Origin of the sequence: Paenibacillus sp. GCM10027626 (assembly GCF_042676285.1) — a bacterium.
Classification (GTDB): domain Bacteria; phylum Bacillota; class Bacilli; order Paenibacillales; family Paenibacillaceae; genus Paenibacillus_Z.
The window spans coordinates 370,364-383,841 of the sequence record NZ_JBHTHC010000004.1; the positions used below are offsets into that span (position 1 = coordinate 370,364).

General features: G+C 48.8%; 11 protein-coding genes. 3 read left to right on the forward strand and 8 right to left on the reverse strand.

Annotation, left to right across the window (positions count from 1 at the left end; translation table 11 throughout):
* Positions 1-48 precede the first annotated feature (48 nt).
* The 4 genes from ACFQ0N_RS11370 to ACFQ0N_RS11385 form a co-directional block, all read right to left on the reverse strand.
* Complete coding sequence (locus ACFQ0N_RS11370) at positions 49-1,671, reverse strand: response regulator (RefSeq protein ID WP_379325962.1); 1,623 nt, start codon at positions 1,669-1,671, stop codon at positions 49-51.
* Positions 1,646-3,448 carry a sensor histidine kinase gene (locus ACFQ0N_RS11375; protein WP_379325964.1) on the reverse strand — a complete coding sequence of 601 codons (1,803 nt, stop codon included), beginning with the start codon at positions 3,446-3,448 and terminating at the stop codon, positions 1,646-1,648. Before ACFQ0N_RS11375 ends, ACFQ0N_RS11370 begins: the two co-directional genes overlap by 26 nt.
* Before the next feature lie 97 nt (positions 3,449-3,545).
* The gene (locus tag ACFQ0N_RS11380) at positions 3,546-3,716 is read right to left on the reverse strand and encodes a hypothetical protein (RefSeq protein WP_379325966.1); all 171 of its coding nucleotides are present in this window, start codon (positions 3,714-3,716) and stop codon (positions 3,546-3,548) included.
* 16 nt (positions 3,717-3,732) lie between these two features.
* Positions 3,733-4,875, reverse strand: a complete 1,143-nt coding sequence (locus tag ACFQ0N_RS11385) for a hypothetical protein (protein ID WP_379325968.1) — start codon at positions 4,873-4,875, stop codon at positions 3,733-3,735.
* A 76-nt stretch (positions 4,876-4,951) separates the two neighbouring features.
* Here ACFQ0N_RS11385 and ACFQ0N_RS11390 point away from each other — a divergent pair, with 76 nt between their 5' ends.
* Entirely contained in the window at positions 4,952-5,845 is an 894-nt protein-coding gene (locus ACFQ0N_RS11390; RefSeq protein WP_379325970.1) for a helix-turn-helix domain-containing protein, read from the forward strand.
* 7 nt (positions 5,846-5,852) lie between these two features.
* Here the strand turns inward: ACFQ0N_RS11390 and ACFQ0N_RS11395 are convergent, their stop codons facing one another.
* The 4 genes from ACFQ0N_RS11395 to ACFQ0N_RS11410 form a co-directional block, all read right to left on the reverse strand.
* Entirely contained in the window at positions 5,853-6,737 is an 885-nt protein-coding gene (locus ACFQ0N_RS11395) for a carbohydrate ABC transporter permease (RefSeq protein ID WP_379325972.1), read from the reverse strand.
* A 17-nt stretch (positions 6,738-6,754) separates the two neighbouring features.
* The gene (locus ACFQ0N_RS11400) at positions 6,755-7,648 is read right to left on the reverse strand and encodes an ABC transporter permease (protein ID WP_379325974.1); all 894 of its coding nucleotides are present in this window, start codon (positions 7,646-7,648) and stop codon (positions 6,755-6,757) included.
* 40 nt (positions 7,649-7,688) lie between these two features.
* A complete protein-coding gene (locus ACFQ0N_RS11405; RefSeq protein ID WP_379325976.1) occupies positions 7,689-9,389 on the reverse strand; it encodes an extracellular solute-binding protein in 1,701 nt (566 codons plus the stop codon).
* A gap of 435 nt (positions 9,390-9,824) precedes the next feature.
* On the reverse strand, positions 9,825-11,735 hold the full coding sequence (locus tag ACFQ0N_RS11410; protein ID WP_379325978.1) for an LTA synthase family protein: 1,911 nt from the start codon (positions 11,733-11,735) through the stop codon (positions 9,825-9,827).
* A gap of 149 nt (positions 11,736-11,884) precedes the next feature.
* Between ACFQ0N_RS11410 and ACFQ0N_RS11415 the strand changes: the two genes are divergently transcribed.
* Together ACFQ0N_RS11415 and ACFQ0N_RS11420 are read left to right on the forward strand one after the other, a co-directional pair.
* Positions 11,885-12,784: a decaprenyl-phosphate phosphoribosyltransferase gene (locus ACFQ0N_RS11415; protein WP_379325981.1), complete on the forward strand. Its 900-nt coding sequence runs from the start codon at positions 11,885-11,887 to the stop codon at positions 12,782-12,784.
* A gap of 33 nt (positions 12,785-12,817) precedes the next feature.
* Positions 12,818-13,450, forward strand: coding sequence for an HAD family hydrolase (locus ACFQ0N_RS11420; RefSeq protein WP_379325983.1), 633 nt, complete (start codon positions 12,818-12,820; stop codon positions 13,448-13,450).
* Positions 13,451-13,478 lie beyond the last annotated feature (28 nt).

Here is a 13,478-nt window from a genome sequence, read left to right on the forward strand (position 1 = left end):
CGTCATCGTAACTGGCCGTTTTTTTACTTTCGCTTACCGTTTCTTTACTCATGACCGGTCATCCCCGAATTGATTGCGATAATCCTGCGGGACGATCCCTGCCGCTTTTTTGAAAAACCGCGTAAAGTGGGGCGGAGAAATGAAGCCAAGCGCCGCGCTGATCTCCTGTATTTTCATCTCTGACCGGCACAGCATGCGCTGCGCGGCTTGCAGCTTCATTTCATGAATATGGTTCAGCACATTTTGCCCGGTCGCCTTCTTGAAGGTTCGCGACAAGTAAGAGGGATTGAGGCCGGCTAATTCCGATAATCGGACAAGCGATAAATCATCAGCCAAATGATTTTGAATATAACGCTTGATCGTCTCAATGGTCTGATCGCGCCGTTCCGACTGCACCTCCTGCTGCAGCCTGAATATATTAGCTGCCAGTTGTTCATAGTATTCGCGCAAGACATCGCGTTCCAGCCGCACCTCGGACGGACGAAGCAATGGGGCAAGATCAACCGCAGCAGCCAGCTTTTCCTGCAAGTTAACGCTAAATATCGTACGCAAAAAAACGAGCGACAGAGCCGCTCCGAGCAAATCGGCGGCAACCGTTTCGGCTATTGCCTCTTCCCCGTCCCACAGACGCTGCCACTCCGCTTTGAAGGCATCCGCACTGTTGCCGGACAAGCAATCGCCAATCCGGTCTGCCTTGTGCAGCAGCTTGATGCGATCATGCTCAAGCGTATCGGTGCCGGCATCAATCAGCCCGCTCCGTTCATCCGACTGGCGGCTGCGGGCTTGCAGCAGCGCCCAGCGGTCGGCGATTTCCTCCCACTGACAAGGAGTTGTATCCAGCACGCAGGTAAGTAAAAAATTGAAATTGTCCAGAAATGCGCTGGCTGCATTTTCCGCAAACTCCCTAATCGCAAGGGCAATATCCGCCCAATTAACCGGTCCCATGCCAGACCGCGGCTGCAAAAACCAGGCAATCGTCCGCTTTGTAACAAAAAAATAGCTGATTCGCAGCCAGTTGTATCCGTATTGCTCACTAATTACCTTCATCCCGGCATGCAGCTGCGCCTTTGATACGCCCTGGCCATCAGCTGCCGGCAGCGGCAGTTTGGCCAGCATGAGCATAAGCTGGCTATGCGGCTCCATTTCAATGTGCAGCTCTTTAAATTGCGCCGCCCGCTCCTCCGCAGCTAGCGGCTCGCCCTGCAATAAATCCAGCAGCAGCTCATTACGCATAAGCGGCATCGTTTGCTCCATTTGCAGCAAAGCTTGTGTCATCAGTCCCTCCAGCTTCTGCTCCTCAATAATTTCCTGCGCCGCTATTGCTGCCGTTTTCAAAATAAACTCATGACCTTCGGTCTTTAGCAGATAGCGCGTGTTGTTATGATGAATAGCCTCATACACATAATCAAATTCACTATGTCCCGTCAAAAAGATCACCTTGCAGCGCGGCCATAAAGCATGTATTTGCTTTTGCAGCTCCAGCCCGCTAAGTACAGGCATCCGAATATCGGTAAGCACAATATCAAACTTTCCCCTCTTGGCCCAATCCAAAGCGGCTTTGCCCGAATAGGCCTTATAAATTTCCGCCTCGAAGGGGAGCCGCTCCTGCAGCAGCATATGCAAGCTATCGGCAATATCCGGCTCATCATCCACGATCATCACGCGCAGCATGTCCATGTTCCTCCCGCCATATGCTTAATGTCACTTCCATTCCGCCAAGCTCGCTGCGATCGACCCATACTCCATCGCGCGCGCCGCCATATTTAATCCGCAAACGCCGATTGATATTCAGCAGTCCGGTCATTTCCGCTGCAGCATCATCTGAGCGCAGGCTGATCTGCAGCCGCTCCAGCTTGTCCGCCTCAAGCAAGGCGCCATTATCCGCTACCCGAATCAATAGCCGGTCCTCCTCCTCCTCCTCAAACGTAATCCGCAGCCTGCCGCCTTCCTCCATATGATCAAACACATGCTCGAAAGCATTTTCGATCAAAGGCTGCAAAATAAGGCGCGGCACCATGCAGGCGCGATACGCTTCCGGCACCTCGCCGAATTCAGCCTTCATCCGCAAACGGAATCTTCGCTCCTGAATGTCTGTATAGATTTTCGCATGCCTCGCTTCCTCCTGCAGCGGTACCTCATCAGAGGAGTTGCGGGTAATATAACGCAAGTAGCTTCCCATCTGCGCAGCAAATTGTTTGGCACTGTCGTGATCCTCTACGGCGATCATATTGTAAAGCGTAAAATAACTGTTATAAAGAAAATGCGGATTGATCTGCGATTGCAGCTGCTTGAGCTCAGCCCGCTGCACCAATATTTTTTGCGTGTATACCTGTTCAATCAGCTCGCGCATATGGCGGGACATCTTGTTGAAGCCCTGGAATAGATAGCCGAATTCATTCGGGCTGTTTGAAGTAATCTGCACCTCAAGCTCCCCCTTTTCCATTTTGCGAAAAGCACGGAGCAGCCGCAGCAAGGGACGATGAATCATTTTGAACAGCAGCAGGCTTAGAATGGCAATGAACACTAAAAAAACAGCTGCAAAAATCCAAAACAAGTTGCGATACTGATAAAGCTGATTCAGCACCTGATGCTCCGGCACATAATGGATCATCGACAATTGAAGCGCTTTCGAAAACCGGGCGACGAGCATGCTTCGTTCTTTTCCTTCGCCAATACTGTCTACTCGGTTCACTGCAGCCTCTGCTTTTGCTTCTGCAACTGTCCCCCGGTAGCCGGTCATAAAATGTTCCAACGCCGTATTTGGTGTCTCATTGGAGCGTGCTGTCAGCTCGCCGGTCGGATTCATAAGCACGGTTCCGCTATAGTCGTTGACATCCAGGGCGGATAAAGATTTGATCATCTCTGTTACAGACAGCTCAACAACAATGGAAAATAGCGCATGCTCGCCTTCATACAAGCCGGGAACATCGTGAACGAGCACAATAACCGGCCGCTGCTGCCAATATTGAATCGGGCTGCCAGGCCGCGCTTTCACTTCTGCCTGCGTAGCCAAAAACTGCTCCCGGTCAAGCTCATCTACACCGTTCATCGCAGAAACCGTTTTCCCGATTGCGGGAATATGAGCATACGTATCCTTTATTAATCCGCTGCTGTTCTTGAGGGCAAAAAGGGCATTTTGTACTTGTAAAATCGCATCAGACCTAGCATATAAGTCCAAATAATCAGGCGCTACAGCTACAGTGTTCAAAAAGCCGTTGTTCATAAATTCGTACTGCAGCACTTGAATCCGCTCCACCTCCCGCTCCATCGCATGCAGTTGGGCTTCCACGCGCGCTTCCATCGACCCTAATATTTCTTTGCGCAGCGACTGCTCGCCTCCGTAAAAAAAGGTCATGCCGATTAAGACGACAGGGATGAGTAAAAATGCTAAAACGAAGGCCAGACGAAAAAATAAGGAGCGCTGAAATAGCGCTGCCTGCCGGTACATGCGAACGCCCTCCTCCCTCTCTAGTACAAACTAGTCTGCTGTAACAATAGAGAAAAACCCTTGAAAAATCAAGGGCAAGTTGTGATTATATTGCAAGCTATTCGTCCTGCTGCCTTTCCTCCCCAGCGGCGGCCGTTTCTGTATGCTGCATATTCAAACGTTCAAGCTCCCGCTCCAACTGCAAAATATAGAGCTGCGCCTCTCCCAGCCATATTCGATGCTGCGCCAGCTGCTGCTTCAACAAATACATTTCTGTAGCGGCGTCCATCCGTCCGCACCCCTTTCTAGGTCGCAATCAGTCCATGTGCGCGTAATGCTGCTAATACTGCATTTAGCTTCAAGGTCGTATCCTGTCCCGACGCATCGGCTATCGCTGCTTGCCGGCTGCCGACGACCTTCATGCCGTTCACGCGATAATACGGCGCCTCTACCGGCTTCGTTGCCGCCACAGCGTCCGCCTTCAACTGCATCACCGGTTCATTTTCCACAAAACAGCGCAGCATTCCGCCCGTTCCATCATAATCGATCCAGGTTCCGCCCGGTGTATCTGCATACCATTTGGAGCCGGTAGCGTCAGGCGTACTAGCCGCGTTCAAGTAGATGCGGTCATTGGCCTTCAAGGCGACAGCAGCCTTCGTCTCCGTAAATATCGTCGCTGTAAAATCAAGCCCGACCTTGTGGGTGCCGGCAAGCGAAATCCCAGCGTCTACAGGCTCCTGCTGAACAGATTGCAGCCGAATACCGAGCCACACTGCACTTTTGGCCCCGATGCCAACCGTACGGTGCGAATTGATCACCAGCCCTACAGCCGCTATGTCATGTCCATTATCGACCATATTGTACTCGACCGGATTGAGGTAGACGCCGTCAGCCCCGCCCATCACATCTCCATTGATCAGCACGCCGGCCGGGTTGGCCAGCCAATGCGTACTGCCTGGCTTTGTTCCTCCAATCCATACTGCGCCATTAAAACAGACCGCATCTCCTTGGCCTGCATGATTGATGACGGTGCGGTAGACTGGCATCCCGGTGCGGCCGCCATTGCCTGACAAGCTTTCATTATGGCCGGCATTCGTATTCAGCGTAACAAAATGCGGAACGATTTCCGGCGTATAAATATAACCGTCGGCCGGTGTGCCCGCCGTACCCGCCCCTGCGATCGTATAAACCTGATTTTGCACCTGGGTAAAATCGTTCGCCGACGGCTTCGCGTTGATCGCAAAGCTGCCGGAGTCGTGCGGATTGCTGCAGCAGTCCTGAACTTCATTTTTTTTGGATTTGGCATATGCCTTGCCAAGCGGACCGGCCGCAAGCAGCCCTTCCGCGGCTAATGCTACCCCCGCTATCCCCATTGAGGCAAGCAGCTTTCTTCGGCTCAAACTGATATCTGACAAGGCTTCCTGCTTTTCTGTTTTGTCTTTTTCCATCTTGACTAGTCAACCTCCATCATTCATGATTGTGATCATTAGATGCTGAAATATTGATAATGAGGAGAAACTGCATATGTCCTATTACACGATATCCGGGCACTCCCGCTTCCAAGTCAAATGGACAGAAATGTATACGATTGAGCCGCATTTTCTTGAACCGCATTCCAATCCCTATTATGAATTGATCATGGTGTCTGATGGGCCCGTACATCTCCAGGTTGAGCAGGAGAAGCTGACGCTTGAGTCCGGGGAATGCTTGCTGCTCTCCCCTTGGGAACAGCATTGCGGCTGGCGACGAGATGTGAAAGGCAGATTTTTTTGGGTGCAATTTTCCTGCGATCCTGCCATAGAAGCAACGGACAAATGGCCTGAAACGAATGCCGAGCATCAATTGCTCCATATCTCCAAAAATGATCTCCGCATTTCAGAAGAACATGAAGGGGAATCTCTTATTATTCCCCGCCGCTTCTCTCCGGGCAATCGTTATGAATGCCTGCGGACATTCGAGCTGCTCGTTCAGGAATTCAAGCGTCCGCGCAACTATTATAAATTTCGGCTCACGATCCGGCTTGCGCAGCTGCTGGAACAACTGGCCCAGGATGCGCTTGAACAGCACAATTTCACTGCGGCTGCCACTGCATCCTACTCTACTTATCAAAAGCTGCTCAGCTTGCTGCATGAAATTTACGCAACGGAATGCTCCGCTGATTTTATCGAGACGTATATGGACCGTAAATATGAATATTTGTGCCAAGTATTCAAGAAATATGCCGGCATTACCATCGGCGCCTATATTCAGCAGCTCCGTTTACAGCGTGCCAAGCATTTGCTGCAGTATACCCATAAAACAGTCGACAGCATCGCGCTGGAAATCGGCTTTCAGGATTCGCCTTACTTCCGTAAAGTGTTCAAAAAGCATGAAGGCATTACACCGACGCAATACCGGCAAGAGCAGCAAACCCGGTAAAACACTGCTATTCCTTGACGCTGCCAAGTACGATGCCCTTCATAAAATACTTTTGCAAAAACGGATATACGAGCAAAATAGGCAAGCTGCCTAAAAAGATTTGCGCGGATTTCGTCGTGCGATCCGATATTTGTGACATGAGTTCAAGGTCATCAAGGCTCATCAAGCTTAAATCCCGTTCGATGACGACTGTCCGCAAATAAGTTTGCAAAGGGTAATGATCCGGCTTGTTCATCAGGATCATCCCGTCAAACCAGCTGTTCCAATGGCCGACAGTGGAGAACAGGGTGATCGTAGCAATCGCCGGCGCTGATAAAGGAACAATAACCTTCCACAATGTAACCATATAGCCGGCTCCATCGATGAAAGCTGCCTCCTCCAGCTCTTTGGGTAAACCGCGGAAAAAGTTGAGCAGCAAAATAACGTTGAATACCGGCACCGCTCCCGGCAAAATCAGCGCCCATACCGAGTCCATAATCCCGGTCGCCTTAATGACCATATACCAGGGGACTAACCCTCCCCCAAACAAAATCGTGAAAACAAAGAACCAGACATAAGCTGTCCGCCAGCGGAAGATGTGCGGCTCCTTCGATAATGGATAAGCAACCAGCACAGTCAGCAGCAAATTTAGCGATACGCCAAGCACAACCCGTTCTGTTGATACGAGCACTGATTTAAGAAAAGCTTGCTTGGAGAGCACATACTCATACGACTTCCATGACCATTCGACAGGCCATAGCTTGACAAGCCCTGCCGTTGCAGCGGCGCTGGAGCTTAGCGACACGGCAAATACATGAACGAGCGGCAGCACGCACAAAATGCTGAGCAGGATGAGAAATGTATAATTGGCAGCAATAAATGAGCGGCGTCCGAACGTCGTTCTTTCAACCACACGAGGCCCCTCCTTTCTTAAAAAATCCGATAATTCGCAAAGCGATAGGCCAAATAATAGGAAACCGTAATTAAGATAAACGACACAAACGACTTGGCCAGTCCGACTGCGGTCGCTACGCTGTACTGCGCTTCAAGCAGACCGATCCTATACACGAATGTGTCCACAATATCTCCGCTCTCCATGACTAGCGTATTGTACAAGTTGTAGACCTGTTCAAAGCCTGCATTCAAAATCGATCCCATACTAAGCGTGGCAAGTAAAATAATGATCGGCGCCATCCCCGGCAGCGTAATATGCCATGTCTGCCGCCAGCGGCCTGCACCGTCCATTACGGCCGCTTCATAAAGCGCGGGATTAATGCTGGCGAGCGCCGCCAAATAAACAATCGTGCTGAATCCGAATTCCTTCCATACGTCAGAAATAACGAGAACATAGGGGAACCACTCATTGCTGCCGAGAAAAAATACAGGCTCGATTCCCAGGCTGCCGAGCAGCTTATTTACAATGCCGAACTGCGGAGACAATATATCGATCATAATGCCGCCAAGAATGACCCATGACAAAAAATGCGGCAAATAGATTAATGTCTGCACTCCGCGTTTAATGATCGCTTTTCTTACTTCATTCAACAGCAGCGCAATGACAATCGGTACGATTTGTCCTGCTATTATTTTCATCACAGCAATGTACAATGTATTCCAGATGACTTGCGTGAAATTCGGCAAGTTGAACACATAGGTGAAATTATCCCACCCCACCCATTTCGAATCGATGAAGCCTTTTGCCGGCACAAATTTTTGGAAAGCCATGACGATGCCCAGCATCGGGCCATAGCTGTATACAAGCACTAAAATAACTGCCGGCAAAAGCATAAAGTGGAGCGGGAGAGCGGATACTTTCTTATTCATGTCCATTCTCTCCCGAGCTTTGATATTTCGTAGAGCTACGTTACTTTACTTCGCTCGCATACCACGCATTGACTTCTTCTGTCAATTTCTCGCCGCCGAGCTTGTTCCAGTCTGCCACCAGTTTGTCGAACTCCTCAATTGGCGCGCCCATAATAATTTTCGTGAAAACCTGAGCAATCATCGTGCTTAATGTCGCACCCTTCTCAATCAGCGTTTCTGTCGGCGCTCCTACGAATGCATCGCGTACGTACATATCGTTCGTGTATTGATTTACGATGGAGAACGCACCGTTCTCGCCGAAAATCCGCTCCATCTTCCAATAGTTCTCATCGCCATTAAAGTAGCTTTGCACCTGGTTATAGGTATTTAGCTGGCCTTTTGTCAGCTTGGAGGTATCTTTATTTTTCATCGCTTCCACGATCGCAATATGCTGCTCCAGATTATCCTTGGCTCCATCGCCTCTAACAATCGGATACCAATATCTTGGCAAGCCGTTATGCAGAAAATATTCCTGATCCTCTTCTACGTACTTCTTTTCATGCAAAATATTGAGCATTTTGATCGCAGCCTCCGGGTGCTTCACCTTGCTGCTAACCGCATAATACAAATTAAAGTAAGCCGGAATTTGCACTTTCGCCTGACCGCCGCCGACCGAAGGCAGCAAATATGGCTGCCATAACGCATTTTTATCCTTCATATGCGCATCCTGCAGCGGATAAATGGCACTGGCCATCGTGCCGAAGAACATGCCGGTTTTGCCTGAAGCGATACTTTCAGCAGCACGCCCCATATCTTTGACAGCGAATTCTTTATCAATTTCTCCTGCTTTGAACATCTCTTGCAGCTTTTGCAGCGCTGCCCTCATCTCCGGCTGGATCGAGCTGTAGACCAGCTTGCCGTCCGCACCCTTCAGCCAGATGGACTGATAGGCATTGTACATATTAAGAAATCCGTCAAGTGCCGCAAAATCATTAAACAAGTCTCTGCGCAGCTCAAAGCCGAATGTATCATTTTTGCCGTTCTTGTCTGGATCCTGAGTCGCAAATGCCTTCGAAATATTGAGAATATCATCTACAGTTTTCGGCTCCGGCAGGTTCAAATTATCGAGCCAATCCTTACGGATCCACACCATCAGCGTACCGTCAATTGCCGCCCCGGAATGCGGAATCGCCATCAGCTTGCCGTCAATCGTCGCTGATTTGAGCATATGTCCGCCATCGGCATTTAAAATTTCTTTCGTTTTTTCGGAACCATATTTTCCCAACACTTCTGTCATATCGGCAAGCAAACCGGCTTCTGCCAGCTGCTGCAGTTGACTGTTGTTCACCGTAATCAAGTCCGGAATTTCACCGGCGGCAATGGCCACATTAATTTTCGCTGCAGATTGGCTGGAATCGACAACAAACTCGTTGGACACTTTAATGCCAAGCCGCGATTCATATAGCTCGGTCCATACGTTCTTATCGATGCTTTCACCCTCGCCGAATTTGAATTCCGGATTCGTCACACGTCCAACAGTCAGCTCAATCGGCGGATCAAATCTGCCAAGAGGGTCCAACTGCTCAGCATTTCCTTCTTCGGTCCCTCCTGTACCTTCTGTCTGTGCGGATTGGCCATTCTGCGGTTTATCATTGGCTTCTTTCTGATCTGTATTGCCGCTGCATGCTGATACAAGGAGCAATACCGCAATGATAAACAGGAGGAACAACGATCTAGATTTTACCGCTACCCATTTACTCACACTTTCATCCCCTTCAAAATGTTATATTCTCTCAATTGCCACCACTGAAAGCGCTGTACATTTGAGGCATGGGGCTAGTATAACAACGAACCAATAAGGGGAATATGGAGCTCATTAATATTGTCAGGGGCCGAAATCTTACTTTCTTCCCCGCAAAAAAAGAACCTTGGTTTCGGCATCGGGCTCGTTGATGTATCGGCTTAAATTGAACTTTTTCAAAGAACTGTGTTATACTATGATTAACGCATTGTATGAAGCTGTCACCATTGTCATATACTAAAAAAGAGCCTTCACCGCTGCGAACGGTAAAGACTCTTAGGACCTGAAAGGCTGTGGATCACCACGGCGCGCGTGAAACTATAAACTAGCTCAAGCGAAACCCACCGTAGGCGGTCAACCTATTACGCGGTGGGTTTTCGCTTGTTACGAAACTTTTTATCGTTGCGGCAGCGACCGCACATATTGATCCGACTTCTCCATCAGCTTGAGAATATAGTCATAATCTTTTCGGTAAGGCGTTAAATCAGTGACCGGTTCCAGTGTACGAAGCGAAACCGCCTTGCCATCCTCGAATCCCGTTCCCGGAATGTAAAGAATGTCATTGTTGAAAAACGAGCCTGTCGGCAAATAATAACGCATCCCTACAATATTATTGTCAATATTGAGCAGATCTTGACCCAAGGCTGTAAAGGATTGCTCCGCAAGCGAAACGCCGAGTAAATTAGCCATTGTCGGCATAATGTCCAATTGCCCGCCAACTGTATCAATCGTCTTACCATGCTTCACGCCCGGCCAATGGATGATTAACGGAATATTGAATTTGGACACATCCGAATGATAAGCGATGCCAAGCTGTTCGCTAACTTTCTCGGCATCGCCAGGCTGCGTCTGCAGGCCGGCATGATCGCCGTACATGACGAGCATGGTGGAATCGAGCAGCCCATTCTCCTTAAGCCGTTCAATCAGTTTGCCGATCGCATAGTCCGTATAATTGACCGCATATAAGTAGTCGCCCAGCTGCGTGCCTTCCATTTCCGCCGGCAGTTCAATTTTGCGGCGATCCTTTGGTACATAAAAGGGATGATGGCTTGATGCCGTAATAAACTGCGCATAGAACGGTTTGCCTTGCTTCGCCATCTCCGTCAGCTTCTCTACGCCAACCCGGTACAGCTCCTCGTCGGAGGCGCCAAAGCTGTTGAACCCGTCATTATTGAAGAACGGCTTATCAAAATAATGATCGAACCCGATCGCCGGATACAGCTTGACCCGATCCCAGAACGTAACATCATTGACGTGAAAAGTGTTGGTCACATAATGTTGCTCCTGCAGTAACCGCGGCAAGCTTGGCAGCTTGCGGTCGCCATATCCGGTTGACATGGCAATTTTGGCCGTAGGATAAATCGACGTATTCGACATAAACTCCGCATCTGACGTATTTCCCTGCCCGATCTGCTGAAACACATGCGGGAAGTAAAATCCTTCATCGGCCAGCCGGTTCATATTCGGAGTTAGCTCGATGCCGTCCACCTTCAAATGAATCGGGAAGTTTTGAAAAGCTTCCAGTTGCAGAACGATGACGTTTTTCCCTTTGGCCTCGCCAAAGTACGCCGGCGCTCCGCCTGTTTTTTGCGAGTAGGGGAACGATGCCTTTAATGCGGCAATCTCATCCTTCACTCCGTTAATATCGCCGGCAACGTCGACACTATTGTCACGTGCGGCTTTAATGACCGACGACACTTGATAATTTAAAAAGCCGACCTGCTCAGCTTCAGCCAATTCATTCTGAATTGGCAGCCCCAGCTGGATCATTCTCGCACACAGCGCAAGACCGCCGATAATCATCACGAGCATTGCTTTTTTATTGAGTGCTTTGCTGGCACGCAGACGAGAGCCGCGAAATTTGCATACCAGCCAGCCCAGTACCACCAAAACAATATCACTAAAAAATAAATAATTGCTCCAACGGATGGTCGCTTCGACGCTGTCTTTAATTTGCGTAACTTGATGCAATGCATAAAGCGCCGTATAGGTTGGCACAGTATTAAAATGGGTATAATAAAGAGTAGACGCAAAAAGCATGAACGTTAAAATCAAGTTAATCGGCCAATATATTACTGCCTTAAAGCGGAACGGGGTTACTAGCTCTACTAAACTTAAAAGAATGACGATTGCAGCTGCATCCGCGGCGATCCCGCTCCAGCTCAACTGTTCAAACACAAAATAGCGAAAAAGCAGCAGCTTTGCCATGCAGAGCAGAAGCATCCATGCATATAACGGAATTCGGCCTGTCTCATTGGCGCGTATAGGCTGCAAATAATGACGCTGATTCAGCGGTAAATAGTTCACAATGGATTTCTATCCTTTCTCTTTTTACATTTCCGTAATATTATATCATCTTCTCTCTCACAACAAAATTAGACTTTGCTTGGAAAAAATGATATCGTTATGGTTTAAGCTAGATTTATTTGTTAGTCTGATAGACGGAGGTATGACGCGTGCAATCCAGCCCTACCGCTCATGCAGCATCTTCATCGGTTTTCAAGCTGCTGTTTTTGCAACTGCGGCCGCATCAATGGACGAAAAACCTGCTTATTTTCGCTGCTTTGCTATTTTCATTCGAATCGATCAGCGTTGCCACTGTGGTGGATACGATTATCGGTTTTTTTCTGTTTAGCTTTGTCGCCGGCTGTGTCTATATTTTAAATGACTATATGGACAGAGAAGCCGACCGCAATCACCCGACCAAACGGAACAGGCCGATGGCCTCCGGCGCGCTGAACCCGCAGCTTGCCATTGCATTTGGTACGATTTTGCTGTTGGCATCGCTGGTTTCCTCTTATTTTCTTAATCCATTGTTTACAGTACTGCTAGTCATTTATTTTATCATGAATGTCTCCTATTCATTATCATTGAAGCATATTGTAATCATTGACATTATGATTATCGCCGCCGGTTTCGTCCTGCGTGCGATCGCTGGCGGTCTGGTCATTCATGTCCCTTTTACGCCCTGGTTTCTTATTTGTACGATGCTGCTTTCGCTTTTTCTCGCTATTGGCAAACGCAGACATGAGCTGTCCCTGCTTGAGGCCGGCATGGGATCGCATCGCAAGGTGCTGGACAACTACTCCTTTGCGCTGCTTGACCAGTTGAACAGCATCGTAACGACCGCAACCATTATCAGCTATTCACTGTTTACATTTACGTCCGGCCGCACCGTTCATTTGATGTGGACCATTCCGCTCGTCATTTACGGAATCTTTCGCTATTTGTACCTCATTCATATCGAGAAAAAAGGCGGCTCGCCGGATCGTGTCCTGTTTGAGGATAAACATATTTTAATTACTGCTGTTTTGTATGTCGTTAGCGTTGTTTGCATTTTAGCCTTTTTCGAATAAAGCTTTATAGAGGAGGTTTAGCGCGAGATCCTTATGCAAAAGCTGGCTATTTTTGATATCGATAAAACGATCATCCGCAGCGACTCCATGTTCCAATTTGTGATGTACGGCATAAAAAGGAAGCCGTGGACTGCTGCCAATCTGCTCGCGATTTGCGGAAAAACCGCGCTCTACAAGCTCAGGTTGATGGAAGTAGAACGGGTGAAGGCGGCATATTTTTATGCCATTCGCTATTTTTCAGAGCAGGATTTGGAGCATTTTTACGATACGGTCCTTGTACCAAGTATGTACGAAGTTGCCCTAGAGGAAATGAAGCGCTGCAAGGATGAAGGCTGCCATGTGCTGCTGGTGACCGCCTCTCCGCATGCTTATACCAAATATTTTAAAAAGCTGCCCTATGTTGATGAAGTGATCGGTACTGCGCTCGTATGCAAGAATGGGCGTTATAACAATCAGATAGAAGGGAATAACTGCAAGGGAGAAGAAAAAGTAGCCCGCATCAAGCAATATCTGCAAGCCGCCGGCTACGAGATCGACTATAAGCGGTCCGCCGCGTACTCCGATTCCTTGTCAGATATGCCGATGTTCCGGCTCGTGCAAAATCGCTATCTGATCAACAAGATTAGCTCGCATCCCGAATTGGAGGGGCTTAAGTGGAACCATTAACCGGTGCGCGCCGTCATATAGGTAAGGC

Coding starts and splice junctions, on each gene's coding strand:
- ACFQ0N_RS11370 (WP_379325962.1), bottom strand. CDS start 1,671: ATGCTGCGCGTGATGATCGTGGATGATGAGCCGGATATTGCCGATAGC.
- ACFQ0N_RS11375 (WP_379325964.1), bottom strand. CDS start 3,448: ATGTACCGGCAGGCAGCGCTATTTCAGCGCTCCTTATTTTTTCGTCTG.
- ACFQ0N_RS11380 (WP_379325966.1), bottom strand. CDS start 3,716: ATGGACGCCGCTACAGAAATGTATTTGTTGAAGCAGCAGCTGGCGCAG.
- ACFQ0N_RS11385 (WP_379325968.1), bottom strand. CDS start 4,875: ATGGAAAAAGACAAAACAGAAAAGCAGGAAGCCTTGTCAGATATCAGT.
- ACFQ0N_RS11390 (WP_379325970.1), top strand. CDS start 4,952: ATGTCCTATTACACGATATCCGGGCACTCCCGCTTCCAAGTCAAATGG.
- ACFQ0N_RS11400 (WP_379325974.1), bottom strand. CDS start 7,648: ATGAATAAGAAAGTATCCGCTCTCCCGCTCCACTTTATGCTTTTGCCG.
- ACFQ0N_RS11420 (WP_379325983.1), top strand. CDS start 12,818: ATGCAAAAGCTGGCTATTTTTGATATCGATAAAACGATCATCCGCAGC.